Origin of the sequence: Nitrogeniibacter mangrovi, from assembly GCF_010983895.1 — a bacterium.
GTDB classification, from domain to species: domain Bacteria; phylum Pseudomonadota; class Gammaproteobacteria; order Burkholderiales; family Rhodocyclaceae; genus Nitrogeniibacter; species Nitrogeniibacter mangrovi.
On sequence record NZ_CP048836.1, the window covers coordinates 1,580,355 to 1,597,439 of the forward strand.

A 17,085-nucleotide genomic window follows, 5' to 3' on the forward strand; every position below is an offset into this window, starting at 1 on the left:
AGGAACTGGAATGAAAAGTGTGTTGTGGATCCAGACAGGCGCCTGCAGCGGAGAGACCATGGCGTTGCTGTGTGCCGAGAACCCCTCGATCGAGCAGTTGATCCGCGACGGCAGCATCGACATGCTGTGGCACCCGTCGCTCAGTGGCCCCGGGGCCGACCTGGCCGCCCTGATCGCCGCGATCGAGGCCGGCGAACAGTCCCTCGACATCCTGTGCGTGGAAGGCAGCATCGTCACCGGCCCGCACGGTACCGGCATGTTCGACAGCTTCCGCAAGCGGCCCAAGATGGACATCGTGCGCGCGCTGGCCGACAAGGCCGGGGTCGTGGTCGCGATGGGCACCTGTGCGGCCTTCGGTGGCATTCCGGCTTCGGGCAACAACCCCACCGACAGCCTCGGGCTGCAGTTCGACCGCGAGCGCCAGGGAGGCCTGCTGCCCTTCGAGTGGCGCTCGCGCGCCGGGCTGCCGGTGATCAACGTGGCCGGCTGTCCGGCCCACCCGGACACCATCGTGCGCACCCTGGCCCTGCTCGCGCGCGATCTGCCCCTCGAGCTCGACGGCCTCAACCGCCCGGCCGAGTTCTTCAGTGCCCTGGTGCACCAGGGCTGCACGCGCAATGAATATCACGAATACGACATGGAGGATGTCACCCTTGGCGGGCGCGGCTGCATGTACTTCAACCTCGGCTGCCAGGGACCGAGCACCCAGGCGGTGTGCAACACGACCCTGTGGAACGGCCGCTCGAGCAAGACCCGCGCCGGCGTGCCATGCTTCGGATGCACGGCACCGAACTTTCCTGCCGAAACGGATCTGTTCAAGACCGAGAAGATCGTCGATGTGCCGGTGAAGATGCCGCTCGGGGTGGCGCGGGCCCAGTACATGGCCTACAAGAATCTGGCCAAGGCGGCGGCGCCCGAGCGGGTGCGCCTGCGCAAGATGGAGCCTTAGGATGAGCCTGCGTACCGTCGATGTGGATCTGAACCGGGTCGAGGGTGATCTGGCCTTCGAGGTGGATCTGGAGGACAAGCGGATCGTCGACGCGCGTTGTATCGGCACGCTGTATCGCGGCTTCGAGCAACTGCTGATCGGTCGGGCGCCCAAGGACGGTCTCGTCATCACCCCCCGGGTCTGTGGCATCTGCGGAACCGCCCATCTGTACTGTGCCGCGCTGGCGCTCGAATCCGCCGGGGGCTTCGCGGTGCCACCGCAGGCGACGCTGATCCGGAACCTGTGCCTCATGGCGGAGAACGTGCAGAGCGACATCCGCCAGACCTTCCTGTTCTTTGTCCCTGATTTTCTGCACACGCGCTACGCCGACCACGCCCTGGCGGCCGAGGTGACGCGGGCCTTCGCGCCGATGACGGGCAAGGTCGTGCGCTCGGCGCTGGGTATCTCCCGGCAAGTGCTGGGGGTGGTCGCGCTATTCGGCGGGCAGTGGCCGCATTCGTCCTACATGGTGCCCGGCGGGGTGACGCGCCCGGCCACCGCCAAGGATCTGGTCGAATGCCACGGCATGGTGGATGCCGCGATCGAATGGTTCGAGGATGTGGCCATCGGCGGATCCATGGACACCTGGCTGGCGCTCGAGTCGGCCGATCGCTTCGATGCCTGGCTGGCCTCGGCCGACGGGGGCGCCTCGGCGCTGGGCTTGCTGACCCGCTTCTGCCAGAGCGTCGGCATCGACCGCATCGGGCGCGGCGTCGACGCCTTCATCAGCGGCGGGGCCTATCACAAGGCCGATGCACCGCGCGGCGGCGCCGACGCACGCTACATGCCCGGAGGTTTCTACGATGGCGGGACCGGGCACTGCGAGCCTTTCGACCAGCGCCTGGTCAGCGAGGAGGTGCGCCACTCCTGGTATCGCCCGTACCCGGGCGGCCGCCACCCTTACGAGGGCGAGACGGTGCCCGACTACAGCGCCGACGACGACCGCTACACCTGGGCCAAGGCACCGCGCTACGGCGACCGGGTGGTCGAGACCGGCCCGCTGGCCGAGCTGCTCACCGGTGGCGACGCGCTCATGCGCGATCTGCTGGCGACCCGGGGCGGCAGCGCCTGGTTGCGGCAGTTTGCGCGCCTGCGCCGCACCGCCCATGCGCTCAAGTGGATGAAGCATCATCTCGATGCCCTGGCGCCTCTGCTTGGGTCACCGCATATCCTGCCGCCCGACGAGTCGGCACTCCAGTCGGGACGCGGCCATGGTCTGGTGCAGGCCGCGCGCGGCACGCTCGGGCACTGGATCGAGCTGACCGACGGCAAGATCAGCCGCTACCAGATCGTCACGCCCACCGCCTGGAACGCCTCGCCCAAGGACGGCGCGGGCCGGCACGGGCATTGGGAGCAGAGCGTCATCGGCCTCGAGCTGGCCGATCCGGACGATCCGCTCGAACTGGGGCACATCGTGCGCTCGCACGATCCCTGTCTGGTGTGCACCGTGCACTTCGCCGGCGCCGGGAAGTCGATCCGGTATGGCGTCTGAGCCCATCCACATCGTGTGCGTCGGCAACGCCCTGCATGGGGACGACGGCCTCGGCGAGGCGGTGTGGGAACGCCTGTCCGCGACGGCGCTGCCAGCGCATGTGCGCCTGCACCACGCCCCCTTCATGGGGCCGGCGGCGGTGTCGTGTTTCGAGCACTGCGCGCGCGTGATCGTGGTTGACGCCTTGTCCGGTTTCGGCGCGCCCGGTTCGGTGCACAGCTTGCGCGGCGACGACGTGGCCGCGGAGTCGTCGGTGCTCGGCCACGGGGCCGGTCTGGGGCAATGGCTGGCACAACTGCCACTGTGGCTCGACGCGGTGCCGGCGGTCGAGGTGGTGGGGGTGGAGATGGCACGGCTGCAGCCGTTTTCGCCCGGTCTCAGCGCGCCGGTGCGCGAGGCCCTGCCCGCCGTGTGCGCGCGGGTTCTGGCGCGGATGGCCGATGGCTAGTCCCGCCACCTATGTGCTCGTGCCGATCGATTCGGTGCGCCCGGTCGAGGGGTTCGATGGGCGCTGGTGCGGGCATGTGACCCTGCCGGGCGAGACCTCGCTGCAGACGGTGCTCATCGACCGGCGCGAGGGCGAATACGTGGCCTTGCGGCCGTCGTGTGCGTTCAACGGCTGGCGCACCGTCGCCTGCAGGCAGAACGCATCCGACGAACGGATTTGCGGGGCGCAGTATCCGGAGACGTTGCCGCCGGCATTGCCGGTGGCACGCATCGGCCAGGATTTCTTCCTCGCCATCGATACGGCGCAGGACGATGCGTTCAGCGAGCGACAGCGGCTCGCCGACGAGCTCACCGCCCTGCGCGAGGCCAACCGCGCGCTCGAAGAGCAGGTGAGCACGGTGTCGCGCGCCATGGACGAGATCATCTCGGAGTTGTCGGACCGGTCCCGCCAGTTACAGGCACGCGGGCGCGAGCAGGAGCGCCTGGGCCTGTTCGTGCAGCGGGTCATGGACACCATGGACAGTCCGCTGATCGTGCTCGACCGCTTCGGCCGCATCGCCCAACTCAACCCTGCCGCGTGCCGGCTGTTCCGCTGCGCGGAGGACGCGCTGGTCGGCGAGGCGGCCGATGTGCTCCTCTCGGCGGCCGACAAGCGCGAGCTGCAGTCCGGTCAGTCCGCCGTGCCCGACGGCCTGTTGCTGTTTCGTACCACCATCTCCCGGCGCGGGCTCGCGGTTGAGCTGAGCCTGGGGGGGCGGCGCGCCGAGGGCGTGGCGGCGGCCAAAGTGTTCCTGGTGCGTGGCACTCCCCTCTACGATGGCGCGGGCAAGCTCGAAGGGGTGGTGATCGTCGCCACCGACGTGACCCGTCTGCGCGAGCGCGAGCGGGCGTTGGAGGAGAGCGAACAGCGCTTTCGCGACTATTCGTCCATGTCCACCAGCCTCACCTGGCAGACCGACGCCACCCTGGCCTTCGTGCCGGTGGAAAAGAACGACCCCTATTTCGAGCCCCTGTTCAAGGGGCGCACGCCCATCGATCTGGCGCTGCCCGAGGAGCGCGAGAGCAGCGTCTGGCAGACCTGCGTGGCGCTCATGGCGCGGCGCGAGCCGGTCCGTGATCTCGAAGTCCGCATCGCCACCGCCGAGGGCATCAAGTGGTACGCCATCAACGGTATTCCCATGGTCGCGGACGGCGTGTTCTGCGGTTACCGGGGGGTCGCGAAGGATCTGACCAAACGACGCCACATGGAAGACGAGTTGCGTCGTCACCGTGATCATTTGTCGGAGCTGGTGCATGAGCAGACCGCGGATCTGATCGCCGCCAAGGAGGCGGCGGAGCACGCCAACCGGATGAAATCCGAGTTCCTGTCCAACATCTCGCACGAACTGCGCACCCCCCTGCATTCCATCATGTCGTTCTCGAAACTGGGCGCAAGCAAGGCGCGGGATCCGGACAAGGCGGACAAGGTCGTGGGGTACTTCGAGCGTATTCACGTCAGCGGCACCCGGCTCACTCGCCTGGTGGACGATCTGCTCAATCTGGCCAAGTTCGAGGCCGGCAAGGTCGTCCTCGACGTGCGACCGACGGTGCTGGAAGGGGTGATCGGCGAGGTGGCGGCGACGCTGGAAGCCCTGCTGGTCAGCCGTCGCCAGCAGCTGGCAGTGTCCAACGGGCTGCATGGCCAGCCGGTGCGCATCGACCCGGACCGCTTCGCACAGGTCGTGCTCAACCTGCTGGGCAACGCGAGCAAGTTCTCGCCCGCCGGCTCGACGATCCGTCTGGCGCTCGACACCGCGCGCTTTGCCAACGGTCGGGCCGCGTTCCGGCTGGAGGTGGCGGATGAGGGGCCCGGCATCCCGGCCGATGAGCTCGAGCATGTGTTCGACAAGTTCGCCCAGAGTTCGCGCACCAAGACCGGCGCCGGCGGCACCGGGCTGGGTCTGGCCATCTGCCGCCAGATCGTGCTCGCGCATCAGGGCAGCATCCGCGCGGCCAATCGCGAAGATGGCCACGGAACGGTGTTCGAGGTCCTGATGCCGCTGCAGATGGTGGCCGACGCCCAGACGGCCTGAACCCCGCAGGCCGGGGGTGTCAGACGGTTGCGATCCAGCCCTCGAGCGGGTCGGCGTCGGGCGGGCAGCCGTAACGCGCGCTCCGGCGCCGCGCGCACCAGGCGGCCTGGACGAGGGCCAGCGTCGCATCGAGCAGATCCCCCGAGCCGTCCGCCAGCAGCGCCTGCCGGTGCGCGGCCTCCAGGCGCAGGGGCAGATCCGCGAGGGCGGTTCCGGCTTCGAGGGCAGTCACGATCCGACCGCGTGTTTGCGCACGCTCCGGGCTCTGGCGGGCACGGGTGTCGCTCTTGTACGAGGCCCGTGTCACGGCGCGCGCCAGCAGACCGGGGTAGGCCTCCACCGCGACCCGCTGCGCATCGCCGTCATGGACGCCGGGCACATGCACCCCGGCCGCCAGCAGGCGTGGCGCGCCCTCGAAGAACATCAGGCCCACTGGGGGATTGACCAGCTTCATGGGGCTGTGCGAGCCGGCGGGCCGGTCGGTGCGCCGGTGCGGATAGCGGGCGCCCATGGGGCGGCGCTGGCGGTCGGCATCGAGCGCGGCGCGAAAGGCGGGCTTGTCCATGGCCGCCACGTGGCGCACCAGCGCGGCCCAGTGCGCCGACGGCCAGCCCATGGCGGTGATGCCGGCACGGGGCAGGGAGAAGGGAAAATCCAGCGCCGCGAGCCACGGCCCGGGGCGCCTCAGCAGGGTTTCGAAGGCGGGCCAGTCGGCGATGGTTTCGAGCGCCTCGAGCACCACGCGCTCGCCGTCGAGACGCCCGTGCGCCACGGTGATCGGCTTGGCCCGCCGTGGCGCGGAGGTGAAGTCGACCCCCAGCAGATGCATGCTCAGCCGCCGTTCTTGCCCTTCTTGCGCTTGTCGCGCAGATACAGGTGCGAGCCACGCCGTTCGGTGTCGAACAGGCCAATGGCCTCGATCAGGTCGCCGAGCTTCTTGTAGCCGTAGTTGCGTGGGTCGAAGGAGGTCTGGTTGCTGATGTGAGAGCCGACCGAGGAGAGGCTGGCCCAGTTGTCCTCGTCGGCGCAGGCCTCGACCGCGTTGCGCAGCAGGCTGGTGACCCGGGAGTCGCCGCGCAGCGCCTTGGCGCTGGCCTTCTCGGGCTTGGGCACGGGGCTCGTGGTGTCGTCGGCGGCGGTCTGCTCGACGACCAGGTTCTCCAGGTAGAGGAAGCGCGAGCAGGCGTTCACGAAGGGCATGGGCGTCTTCTTCTCGCCGAAGCCGTAGACCCGCAGGCCGTTGGCGCGGATGCGCATGACCAGCGGGGTGAAGTCCGAATCCGAGGAGGCGAGGCAGAAGCCGTCCAGCTTCTGGGTGTAGAGCAGGTCCATGGCGTCGATGATCATGGCGCTGTCGGTGGCGTTCTTGCCCTTGGTGTAGGCGAACTGCTGCACCGGCTGGATGGCGTTCTCGTGGAGTACCGCCTCCCAGGACTTGAGGCCCATGCTCTTCCAGTTGCCGTAGGCGCGGCGGATGTTGACCACGCCGTACTTGGCCAGCTCGTCGAGGATCACGTCGATCTTGGCGGCCGGGCAGTTGTCGGCATCGATGAGCAGGGCAATGCGGTGTTCGTTTTCCATCAGGAACTCCTGAACAGACGGGCAGCCGTCAAAATGGTTTGGGTGTGGATCGCCACGGTATCAGCAATGTCATGACCATAACCTCCGGCCATGGTGATCGCCACCGGCACGCCGTGGCGGCGGCAGGATTCGAGCACCAGTTGGTCGCGCTGGCCGAGGCCGTCGTGGGTGAGGGCGAGGCGGCCGAGGCGGTCGCCCTCGTGGGGGTCGGCGCCGGCCAGGTAGATGACCAGATCGGGCATGAAGTGCGTGAAGATGTCGCTCAGCTCGCGCGCGAGCAGCGACAGGTATTCCGCGTCGCCGGTGCCGTCGGCCAGGGCCACGTCGCGGCGGGAGCGCATCTTGCGGAAGGGGAAGTTCTTCGCCCCGTGCAGGCTCAGGGTCCAGGTGTCGGGATCGCCACCGAGGATGTGGGCGGTGCCGTCGCCCTGATGCACGTCGCAGTCCACGATCGCCACGCGCCGGGCGCGGCCCTCGGCACGCATGGCCAGCGTAGCCACCGCGGCATCGTTGAAGACGCAGTAGCCGGAGCCGAAGTCGCGCCCGGCGTGATGGGTGCCGCCGGCCAGATTGGCGCTGCAGCCGTCCGCGAGCGCGCTGCGGCAGGCGGCCAGGGTGGCGCCGGCGGAGCGGCGCGAGCGCTCCACCATGGCCGGGCTCCAGGGAAAGCCGATGCGCCGCTGCGCGTCCTTGTCGAGGGCACCGGTGAAGATGCGCTGCAGGTAGTCCGCGTCATGGGCGCGGCCCAGGGCGGTGTCGTCGGCGGCCTCCGGCACGCAGAAGTCCTCCGGCGCGAACAGGCCGCTGTCCATCAGGCCGGTGCGCAGGCGGCTGTATTTCTCCATCGGGAAGCGGTGGCCCGGCGGCAGCGGCAGCACGAAGTGGTCGGCGTAGTAGAGCTTCATCTCGGCACCCGCTGCAGGCAGGTGTCGTAGCGGCTCTCGACGCGCTGGGCGAACCAGCGGGTGGTGAGTTTGCGCCGGATCTTCGGGCTCTTGAGCAGGATGTCGGGAATCGCCTGGCGGGGCACGGCGCCGAAGCGCCGGTCGGCGAGCGCGAACACCCGCTGGTAGGTGCGGGTGTCGGCGAAGTCCGCCGATTTCTCTGCCTCGAGGTCGTCGCGGATCCGGCCGTCGTCGAGCCCGAGCGCATCGCCCAGGGCGCGCACCGCCGCCTCGGTCTGGCTGAGCGCATCGCTGGGGCGTTCGCCGACGTAGCGCAGCAGGTCGCCGTCCGGGGCCAGTTTGCGCCCGGTGAGGCGGGCCACTGCCGTCTGGAAGCCGGCGTTGCGGCTGCTGTAGCGCCCGGCGTTGAAGTCGGCGAAGCGGTAGCGCGGATGCGGGTAGGGGGCCGGGTAGTCGAGCAGGTTGGCGATGCCGAAGTACAGGCCGCCGCGACGGGTGAACACCTCGTCGCGTACCGAGCCGGTGCGTTCGTAGGGATAGCCGCGCTCGCGCAGCACGTCCTCGGCGAAGCGGACGCTGACCTGCATCGGGCCGCCGGTGCGGATCGGGTTGAAGCCGGAGAACAGCGTCTTGCCCAGGGGCAGTTCCGAGAGCATGTCGTTGAACAGGGTGTTCATCTGGCGCTCGGTGCGCAGCGCGGCGATGCGCTGCTCGTAGCTGCGTCCGTCCGGCGAGTGGGTCTTGAGCGCGGCGGTCACGAGCAGCGCGGGGATGTGGTAACGCTCGGCGCGCCCGTAGATTTCCGTGTTCACGATGCGCGGCAGGCCCGGCACCACCGGGTCCGCCTGCCAGGTGGATTCCTGTTCGATGATCGCCATGGCGGCGCACAGGTTGCTCGCGGTGGCCGGGATCTGCAGATGGCTGAAGGCGGTGTCGATCTCCCGCGCCCAGCCGGCGCGGTCGGCGATGCCGGTCGGCAGCAGGGCGAGGGCGCCATAGCGCGGCGCGCCGGGTGCCTGGCCGGGCAGTTCCGGCGAGGGCAGCGAGAGGTAACCCGACTGGCAGGCACTGAGTGCGCCCGCCATCAGCACGGCGCCCGCCAGCGAGCGGAGGTGGTGGATCATCGCAGTGACGGGGTTAGCGGGCGGTGGGGCCGATGGCACGCATGAATTCGGCGCGGGCCTGGGGATCGTTCTCGAAGCTGCCGGAGAAGGCCTGGGTGACCACGCGCTCGTCGCCGCGCCGGTCTTCGCCCAGCAGCAGACACAGCTGTTCGGCCTCGATCACGCAGGCGGCGCCGGCGGCATGGCCGTGGATGACCAGCGCGTCGGCGATGTCGCGGGTCATCCATTCCTGGTAGGTGAAGCGGTGGCCGATGGCGTCCACCATGCGCGCGATGCGGCCGAAGCCGTGCAGGCGGCCGCCGGGCAGGTAGGCCACGTGGGCGACGCCGCGGAAGGGCACCAGATGGTGCGGGCACACCCCATGCACCGCGATGCCGCGGATCACCACCATGTCGCGGCGCGGGTCGTCGAAGCCGTCGCCCAGCGCCTCGGCCGGGTCGAGATCGTAGCCGCCCAGCAGGCGCCGCTGCCACAGCTCGCGCACGCGGGTGACGGTGCGGCCGGTATGCGGGCCGTCGGCGGGCACGCCGCAGGCGCGCAGCAGGTCGGCCACCGCGCGTTCGAAGGCGGCCGGATCGAATGCCCCCTCGCGGGCGATGCCGATCCCGCGGCGCGGGCCGGGGCGCTGATGGCAGTCGTCGGACATGGGTGCTCCCCCTGGATCGATAGGCCGATGGTACCGGAAAGGGCGGGTCGGGCGTCCGTTCAGCCGGCGCGCGCGCGCAGCAGGTCGCGCAGCGAGGGCAGGTCTTCGGCGCCGTCCACCGGCAGGTGATGCGCCCCCGGGGCGAACAGGCTCTCGAGCGCGCGCTCCAGATGGGCGGGGTAGGGCAGCATGGTGCCGAAGAAGCGGATCGCCTCGCCCTGCATCACGAACAGGGTGGGGAAGTTCTCCACGTCCACGTCGTCGGCCCAGTCGGCGTGGGTCTCGATGTCCACCCACAGGAAACCGGCCTCGGGGAAGCGCTCGGCGATGGCCTCGAAGCCGGGCTGGTATTCGCGGCAGGTGCCGCACCAGTCGGCGCACAGGCAGGCCACCAGCCACTCGTGCTGGAGCGCGGCGGCGGCGTCGGCCGGGGTGTCGAGGTCGTAGAGCGTGGCCATGTTGCAGGACGGTAAATCGAAGCCTTGCTTATACCGCATCCGGCCGTTCGTCGCCATGTGCTCACGGGGCTCGCCTTGCCGGCGCGGGCGGCGTATCGTGGCGCCGCCATGCCGCTGCTCGACCGCTTTCTCGCCCTTCAGGACGTGCTCGCCGCGCACGAGGATCTGTGGCGCCCGCAGCCGTTCCGCGGCCGCGATCTGCCCTGGCGTGTCCAGCGCCCGGCGCTGGCGGCGGCCGTCGATGCGCTCGGGGCCACCCAGGTGGCGGCGCTGGAGGCCGATCCGGATGCGCTCATGGCCTGGCTCGGCACCCAGGTGCCGGCGCTGGCAGACTTGCCGATGCAGGTGGCGCTGCCGGCGATGCCCCGGCGCATGCTGGCGCCGACCGGGCCGCATTTCGACTGGAGCATTCCGGGGCGCAAGCGGGCCCAGATCGAGGCCTTCGCCGAGCATGTGACCACGGACCGCGCGCCGGTGCTCGAGTGGTGCGCCGGCAAAGGGCATCTGGGGCGGCGCCTGGCGCTGGCCGAGGCGGTGCCGGTGCGCAGCCTGGAGATCGATTCGGCGCTCGCCGCGCACTGCGAGGCCCTGGCCCGGCGGGCGGGGCTCGATCAGCAGGCGGTGTGCGCGGATGCGCTGGTGCCCGACTCACGCCTCCACGTGGCGGACCGGCATGTGGTGGCGCTGCATGCCTGTGGCGAGTTGCATCGCACCCTGGTGCGTCATGCCGCCGACGATGCGGCCCGCGGCTACAGCATCGCCCCCTGTTGCTATTACCGCTGGGCGGGCGAGGTCTATCGGCCGCTCTCGGCGCAGGCGACGCTGCGGCTGGACGAAGGTGCGCTGCGCCTGGCGGTGACCGAGACCGTGACTGCGGCGGCCCGCGATCAGACGCGCAGCCGGCGCGAGCAGGCTTTCAAGCTCGGTTTCGTGGCCTTGCGCGCGGCATTGACGGGCACGCCCTACCGCAGTTTCAAGCCGGTTCCGCCGGCGTGGGCGCGGGAGGGCTTCGAGGCCTTCTGCCGGCGTCTGGCCGGGCGCGAGGGGGTGACGCTGCCCGACGGCCTGGACTGGCGCCACTGGGAGGCAGCCGGGTGGCGGCGTCAGGACGAGGTGGCGCGTGACGCCCTGGTGCGCCATGCCCTGCGCCGGGCACTGGAGGTGTGGCTGGTGGCGGATCTGGCGCTGGCACTGGAGACGGCCGGCTTCGAGACCCGGGTCGGCGTGTTCTGCCCGCGGCATCTGACGCCGCGCAATCTGCTGATCGACGCGCGCCGCTGAGCGCGCTCCGGTGGCTCCCGGCTATTCGCCCGAACTGTCCGCGGTCTCGTCCACGATCTTCTGCAGCAGCGCATTGGCGGCGCGCCGGCCGGGGGTGTCGTCGGGCAGGTGGCGCCAGGCCAGGTACACCGCGGTCGGATCCTGCGGGATGCGGTAGACCGCCACCGTCATCGGGCAATAGACGATGTTGTGCGGATCTTCGGCGGCGAGCATGGCGCCGATGCGGATGCTGCAGAAGGACAGGATTTCGCCGTCGAGGAGCAGGTCGGGCCGGTGGCCGAGGTCCTTGGCGGTCCGCTGCAGCACCTTGGCGGCGGGCTGGCGCGCGGCGATGTTCAGGCCCTGGTTGACGATGGCGATCTGCAGCGATTCGAGCGCGATCTGGTAGTCGGCGTCGGCGATGCGCAGCCGGCGGGTGGCGTCATCGGCGCGGGCCAGGGTGCAACCGAGGGCCAGCAGGCACAGCGCGAGGAGGCGAATGAAGCGCATGGGGGCGTCTCTCCACGACCGGGTGCGGTCCCGGTTCGGTGATTGTTCGTGGCCCGCATTGTGCCAGCACCTGCGGGCTCCATGCGGATCAGTCGCGCTTTTTCTTCTTCCCTGCGAATTTGCCGTCCGGGCGGGGGCGCTTGTCCATGCCCGGCTTGCTTTTGGGTTTCTTCGCGAAGGCCGGCTTGCCGCCGGGGGCAAATTTGCCGCGTGGTGCCGGCGTGCGCTCGGGGGCACCGCCCTCGCCATCGATACGGATGCGGATCGGCACCTGGCACACGCGGGTGCGCTGCAGGCGCTGGAGCACCTCGTTGGCCAGACTGCCCGGCAACTCGACGGTGCTGTGGTCCTCGAACAGGTTGATCTGGCCGATGTCCTTGCCCGCGATGCCGCCTTCGTTGGCGATGGCGCCGACGATCTCCTTCGGGGTCACGCCGTGCATGCGGCCGACCTCGATGCGAAAACGCGCGAGCTTGCCGTCGCTGTAGGCGCGGCGCTTGGTGAGGATCTCGTCGCGGTTCTCGCGCGGGGCCCGGGCCGGGCGGCTCGCGTCGGGGATGTCGGGCCAGGCGGCCTCGTCGAGCTGGAGCGGCTTGTCGCGCTGGGCGATGTAGGCCAGCGCTCCGGCGATCACGTGCGGCTTGATCTGGTGTTCGTCGCGCAGTTGGCCGACCAGCTCGTTGAAGAAGAACAGCTCTTCAGTCTCGATCACGTCGAGGATCTGCTGCTTGAACTGGGCTACGCGACGCGCGGTCACGTCATTGCGGGTGGGCAGGGTCAGCGGTTCGATCTTCTGCCGCGTGGCGCGCTCGATGGTCTTGAGCATGCGCGTCTCGCGCGGGGTGACGAAGAGGATGGCGTTGCCCTCGCGCCCGGCACGGCCGGTGCGGCCGATGCGGTGCACATAGGCCTCGGTGTCGTAGGGGATGTCGTAGTTGATCACGTGGCTCACGCGCGGCACGTCGATGCCGCGGGCGGCCACGTCGGTGGCCACGACGATGTCGAGCTGGCCGCTCTTGAGCTGGGCGATCACCCGTTCGCGCATGCCCTGGGTCATGTCGCCGTTGAGCGCGGCGGCGGCGAAACCGCGCGCCTCCAGCCGTTCGGCCAGCTCGTCGGTGGCGACCTTGGTACGCACGAACACGATCGCGGCGTCGAGGGATTCCTCCGCCTCGAGGATGCGGGTGAGGGCGTCGAGCTTGCGGTTGCCATGCACCGTGAGGCTGCGCTGGGTAATGGCGGCCACCGTGGCGGTGGCGGCCTTGATCTTGACCTCTTCGGGTTCGCGCAGGTGCTGGTGGGCGATGCTGCGGATGGCCGCCGGCATGGTCGCCGAGAACAGGGCGGTCTGGCGTGCGTCCGGGGTGTGCTCGAGGATCCAGGTCACGTCGTCGATGAAGCCCATGCGCAGCATCTCGTCGGCCTCGTCGAGCACCAGCAGGCGCAGCTCGTCGAGCACCAGCGACTTGCGCTCCAGGTGATCCATGATGCGTCCCGGCGTGCCCACGATCACATGGGCGCCGCGTGCCAGCTGGCGCAGCTGCACCACCATGCTCTGGCCACCGTATAGCGGCACCACATGGAAGCCACGCAGATGATGCGCGTATTTCTGGAAGGCCTCGGCCACCTGGATGGCCAACTCCCGCGTCGGTGCCAGCACCAGCACCTGCGGTTTGAGCTGCTTCAGGTCGATGCGCTCGAGCGCCGGCAGGGCGAAGGCGGCGGTCTTGCCGGTGCCGGTCTGGGCCTCGCCGAGCAGATCGCGACCGGCCAGCAGGCGCGGGATACACTCGGCCTGAATCGGGGACGGGGTTTCGTAGCCGACATCGGTCAGCGCCTTCAGGACCGGGGCGGAAAGGGCGAGGTCGGCAAAGGTGATGCCGGGCGCGGGGGTGTGCGACATGGGGGGAACCTGCGGTGCGGATGAGAGCCACCGAAAACGGGTGGCGAACCGGCAAGTATCACCCGGATGTTACGGAAAGCAAAGACATTTTTGCAATGCAGCGAAATTTGGCGACGGACGGTGACCGAATGCCGCGGGGGCATGCGGCTATCGCCGGCACATGAATCCCATCAGGCCAAGGCTCGCCAGGATGAGACCGTAGCCGCCGATGGGGGGGCGTCGCCATCGGGTTGCGCCGGCGTGTCGTCGGCGGTGCTGCGGGTGGGCGCCGGCTGCGCCAGGGCGAGTTCCCCGTGCGGTACGGGAGCGGCAATGTCGAAGGCGATTCTGGGCGCGGCGTCGGCGATGATCGGGGCGTCAGCGGGGGCTGACGCAGGGCTCGTGCGTCGGTTTGCGTCGGCATGCATGGCGGCATTGGCGGCGCCGCTGCAGGTGGCGCAACCCAGCACGGCTGCAGTGATAATGCGATGCAGCATGATTGTTCCTTTAAATGACATCTGTATTCTAGGTTGCGTGACGAATAAGGCAAGCGAAGGCACCAGGCGAATTGGTAACAAATAGACATGACGGGGGTTTGTACGAGGTCGTGATCCTGTGAGTATTCGCGCTTCGGTATGGATCTGGTGGGGTTTTGCGGATTGCTGCAAAGCGCCAATGAACGGTATGCCGCCTGGGCGCGCGGCGTCGAAGATGATGACCTGCATGCTCACCTTCGCTTACACGTCCCGGCGCGTGGAGCCGGTGGGTGCGCTAGCATGCGCGCCGCGTGTTCTCCGCTGACCGTGTGTGCTCGTCCGGCATGCCGCGGCGCGGGGAACGGGACATCGACACGGGGTGCATATGGACGCAACGGGCTGGTATCTGCTGGTGGGGACGGTGCTGTTTTCGATGGGGCTGCTCGCGGCGCGCATCAGCGGCATGGCCATGACCAGCGCCATGTTCTACCTGGCGGTGGGGGTGCTGATCGGGCCGACGGCGTTCGGCCTGTTCCATTTCAACCCACTCAAGTCGGCGGCGTGGCTGGAGGTGATCACCGAAATCGCGGTGCTCGTCTCGCTCTACGCCTGCGGGCTCAAGCTCAAGGTGCCGCTGCGCTCGCGGCTGTGGCACATCCCGTTGCGGCTGGCGACGATTTCCATGGGGGTGGGTATCGCCCTGGTGGCCGGCTTCGCCCACTTCGCTCTGGGCATGTCGTGGGGGGCCGCCATTCTCATCGGTGCCCTGCTCGCGCCCACCGATCCGGTGCTGGCGACAGACGTTCAGGTGCGCCATCCGGGTGACAACGATCGGCTGCGCTTCGGGCTCACGGCGGAAGCCGGACTCAACGACGGCACCGCGTTTCCCTTCGTGATGCTCGGCCTGGGGCTGCTCGGCGTGCACGACATCGGTGGTGGTGGGCGCTGGCTGGCGCTCGACGTGGTGTGGGCCAGCGTGGCCGGGGTGGCGCTCGGTGCGGCGCTGGGCTCCGGCGTGGCGCGGCTGGTCTTCGCCCTGCGGCGCCAGCGGCGCGAGACCGTGTTCATGGACGATTTCATCGGCCTCGGACTCATTGCCCTGACCAACGGGCTGGCGCTGGCGATCTCCGCCTACGCCTTCCTCGCGGTGTTTGCCGCGGCGGTGGCGCTGCGCCAGACCGAGCAGCACCTGATGGCGAGGCATCGTGACGAATTGCCGGTGTCGGTGGCGCGCGCCAGCAGCCTGGCGGAGCGCTCGATGCATTTCAACGAACAGCTCGAGCGCATCGGCGAGGTGGTGCTGCTGTTGCTGCTCGGCGGCAGCCTGTTCGCCAATTCATGGACCTGGGAGGCGGTGATGGTGGCGGCCTTCGTGTTCTTCGTGGCCCGTCCGGTGGGCGTCTATGTCGGCCTGACCGGGGTCGATCTGCCGGGGCGGACGCGGCATTACATGGCCTGGTTCGGGGTGCGCGGCATCGGCTCGTTGTACTACCTCATGTACGCCATCGTCCATGGCCTCGACAAGGTGATCGCGCTGCAGATCCTCTCCATCACGCTGATCGTGGTCACCCTGTCGATCATCGTGCACGGTGTCAGCGTCAGGCCGTTGATGCGCAGGTACGCGCCCCCCGCCTGAGCGCCCCGCTGCGGCGGCGATGGGCCAGCTCGGCTACGGTGAAGAGGGTGGCGAAGGTCACGATGAGAATGACCAGGTCCACCCACGGCGGTCGGTTCCGGATCTCGTCGCCGGCCAGCCCCAGGACCAGCATCGCCACCACGGCATGGGCGCAGAACACCGGCAGCGCCGCCTGACCGAGTCGCTGCAGCGGTGCCAGCAGACGCGGCGGGTGGTTGTGCCGGGGGCCGAAACGCATTACCAGGATGAGCAGTGCCGTCGCATTGAGCAGGCGCAGCGGACCCATGTGCCATTTGTCGAACAGCCAGTTGAGCTGCTCGGCGGCCGGGAAGGGGATCTGCCCCACGCCGTGACGCCAGATCAGGCCGGTCAGGGCCACCAGGGCGGCGGTGGCGACGAGCGCGCGCGGCCAGCGTGCGGGCCGGGGCTGCCATCCGTGCGCCAGTGCCCAGCCGAAGGCCAGGCCGCCGGTCCATACCAGTTGCCAGGCGAGCAGATCGAAGGCGCCCAGCGCACCGCGCGGAACCGGGATGCCGGTCGTGCTCGCCAGTCGGTCGTAGGCCGGGCCGCCAAGGCCGAACTGGGCCGCCAGCCACAGGCCGATGCTGAAGGCGAGCATCCACGGCCATCCGCCCCGGGCGCCCTGGATCAGCAGGGCTGGCGAGACGAGCAGGAACACCACGTACATGGGCAGGATGTCGAGCAGCCCGGGCTGATGCAGCAGGCCGACGGCGCCCAGGACCGCGGCCGTCGGGTCGGCGTGGAAATACCACAGCATGCCCGGCAGCGGGCCCTTTTCCGGCACCACGCCGGTGTGCGGCAGGATGCCGAACAGGGTGAGCAGCAGCGCCAGATGACAGGCGTACACGACGCCGGCACGTTGCCACAGGGCGCGACGCACCGGTGCAGCCCCGGCCGTGATCAGGCGCCGGCCGTGCACCCGGCCCACCAGCAGGGCGGAGAGGAACACGAAGCCGAAGGCCGCGGACACGAAACCGAAGGGTTGCCCCATGGGCTGGGTCAGGCGGGTCGGGACGTGGGTCAGCGTCATCAGCACGAGCATGAGGCCGCGCAGGGCGTCCAGTTGCCAGAGCCGGGTGGTCGAAGGGGAGGCGGGCGCGTGCATGGGGTGGTGGATGCAATCACCCGGATCGGGTGCCTGCGCACTGTAGTGGATTCCGATTCGGCCAGTCGGAATCATTTGTAATCAAAGGTGTTGCTGCCGCCGGGCCCCGGTTGACCCGGTTATCCAGAGACAAAAAAAAGGCGCCTGTCGGCGCCTTAAGTGCAACGAGGAGAAGAGCAACAAAGCCGCCACCGGAGACGATGGTGCTTTGCGCAAACACACAGGGTGATCGCTGCGGCACATCGAGCCCATGTCGCTCGCGGCGGTCATCCCTTGGTGTGTTCCAGCCAGATACGTGCCAGCTTGATCTTGATTCGGCTCAAAGTGGCGTGGCTGCGTGCGTTTATGTCGTTCGTGTGACAGTGGATGCGTCATGACAGAGCCTTCGCGGTGTTCATTCGCGACACAGTTTCCGTGTCGATCTGTCCCGTTTTCTAACAGCGGGCCGTGTGGCCGTGGTATCGGGCAAAAAAAAGCCCGGC

At 69.1% G+C, this 17,085-nt stretch carries 16 protein-coding genes; 6 read left to right on the forward strand and 10 right to left on the reverse strand.

From position 1 onward, the window contains the following. Positions 1-10 precede the first annotated feature (10 nt). From G3580_RS07270 to G3580_RS07285, 4 genes are read left to right on the forward strand one after another with little or no spacing between them, the layout of a single operon-like run. Entirely contained in the window at positions 11-949 is a 939-nt protein-coding gene (locus G3580_RS07270) for an NADH-quinone oxidoreductase subunit B family protein (RefSeq protein WP_173764626.1), read from the forward strand. A 1-nt stretch (position 950) separates the two neighbouring features. Continuing rightward, positions 951-2,480: a nickel-dependent hydrogenase large subunit gene (locus G3580_RS07275; protein ID WP_173764627.1), complete on the forward strand. Its 1,530-nt coding sequence runs from the start codon at positions 951-953 to the stop codon at positions 2,478-2,480. Then, positions 2,470-2,928, forward strand: a complete 459-nt coding sequence (locus tag G3580_RS07280; RefSeq protein WP_173764628.1) for a hydrogenase maturation protease — start codon at positions 2,470-2,472, stop codon at positions 2,926-2,928. The genes G3580_RS07275 and G3580_RS07280 overlap by 11 nt, the downstream gene beginning before the upstream one ends. Then, a complete protein-coding gene (locus G3580_RS07285) occupies positions 2,921-4,999 on the forward strand; it encodes a sensor histidine kinase (RefSeq protein WP_173764629.1) in 2,079 nt (692 codons plus the stop codon). Before G3580_RS07280 ends, G3580_RS07285 begins: the two co-directional genes overlap by 8 nt. 19 nt (positions 5,000-5,018) lie before the next feature. On the opposite strand, the gene G3580_RS07290 is transcribed toward G3580_RS07285, so the two are convergent. The 6 genes from G3580_RS07290 to G3580_RS07315 are packed head-to-tail and all read right to left on the reverse strand — an operon-like array spanning position 5,019 to position 9,752. Then, a complete protein-coding gene (locus G3580_RS07290; RefSeq protein WP_173764630.1) occupies positions 5,019-5,828 on the reverse strand; it encodes a DUF429 domain-containing protein in 810 nt (269 codons plus the stop codon). 2 nt (positions 5,829-5,830) lie between these two features. Then, entirely contained in the window at positions 5,831-6,580 is a 750-nt protein-coding gene (locus G3580_RS07295; RefSeq protein WP_217424626.1) for an NYN domain-containing protein, read from the reverse strand. After that, the gene (locus G3580_RS07300) at positions 6,580-7,485 is read right to left on the reverse strand and encodes a histone deacetylase family protein (RefSeq protein WP_173764631.1); all 906 of its coding nucleotides are present in this window, start codon (positions 7,483-7,485) and stop codon (positions 6,580-6,582) included. Before G3580_RS07300 ends, G3580_RS07295 begins: the two co-directional genes overlap by 1 nt. Continuing rightward, positions 7,482-8,609, reverse strand: coding sequence for a DUF1615 domain-containing protein (locus tag G3580_RS07305; RefSeq protein WP_173764632.1), 1,128 nt, complete (start codon positions 8,607-8,609; stop codon positions 7,482-7,484). Before G3580_RS07305 ends, G3580_RS07300 begins: the two co-directional genes overlap by 4 nt. A gap of 13 nt (positions 8,610-8,622) precedes the next feature. Continuing rightward, the gene (folE, locus tag G3580_RS07310; protein WP_173764633.1) at positions 8,623-9,255 is read right to left on the reverse strand and encodes a GTP cyclohydrolase I FolE; all 633 of its coding nucleotides are present in this window, start codon (positions 9,253-9,255) and stop codon (positions 8,623-8,625) included. 59 nt (positions 9,256-9,314) lie between these two features. Further along, complete coding sequence (locus G3580_RS07315; protein WP_228720797.1) at positions 9,315-9,752, reverse strand: thioredoxin family protein; 438 nt, start codon at positions 9,750-9,752, stop codon at positions 9,315-9,317. On the opposite strand from G3580_RS07315, the gene G3580_RS07320 reads away from it, so the two are divergent. Then, entirely contained in the window at positions 9,738-10,994 is a 1,257-nt protein-coding gene (locus tag G3580_RS07320) for a methyltransferase (RefSeq protein WP_228720798.1), read from the forward strand. The genes G3580_RS07315 and G3580_RS07320 overlap by 15 nt on opposite strands. A gap of 21 nt (positions 10,995-11,015) precedes the next feature. Here the strand turns inward: G3580_RS07320 and G3580_RS07325 are convergent, their stop codons facing one another. The 3 genes from G3580_RS07325 to G3580_RS07335 all read right to left on the reverse strand — a co-directional run bounded on the left by G3580_RS07325 (position 11,016) and on the right by G3580_RS07335 (position 14,090). After that, positions 11,016-11,483 carry a DUF302 domain-containing protein gene (locus G3580_RS07325; protein WP_173764635.1) on the reverse strand — a complete coding sequence of 156 codons (468 nt, stop codon included), beginning with the start codon at positions 11,481-11,483 and terminating at the stop codon, positions 11,016-11,018. Positions 11,484-11,571: 88 nt separating this feature from the next. Beyond that, complete coding sequence (locus G3580_RS07330; RefSeq protein ID WP_173764636.1) at positions 11,572-13,386, reverse strand: DEAD/DEAH box helicase; 1,815 nt, start codon at positions 13,384-13,386, stop codon at positions 11,572-11,574. Between the two features lie 170 nt (positions 13,387-13,556). Further along, positions 13,557-14,090 carry a hypothetical protein gene (locus G3580_RS07335; RefSeq protein WP_173764637.1) on the reverse strand — a complete coding sequence of 178 codons (534 nt, stop codon included), beginning with the start codon at positions 14,088-14,090 and terminating at the stop codon, positions 13,557-13,559. A gap of 136 nt (positions 14,091-14,226) precedes the next feature. Between G3580_RS07335 and G3580_RS07340 the strand changes: the two genes are divergently transcribed. Continuing rightward, entirely contained in the window at positions 14,227-15,477 is a 1,251-nt protein-coding gene (locus G3580_RS07340) for a cation:proton antiporter (RefSeq protein ID WP_173764638.1), read from the forward strand. Here G3580_RS07340 and opgC read toward each other — a convergent pair. Then, on the reverse strand, positions 15,440-16,603 hold the full coding sequence (gene opgC, locus G3580_RS07345; RefSeq protein ID WP_173764639.1) for an OpgC domain-containing protein: 1,164 nt from the start codon (positions 16,601-16,603) through the stop codon (positions 15,440-15,442). The two genes, G3580_RS07340 and opgC, sit on opposite strands and share 38 nt — an antisense overlap. Positions 16,604-17,085: the final 482 nt, after the last annotated feature.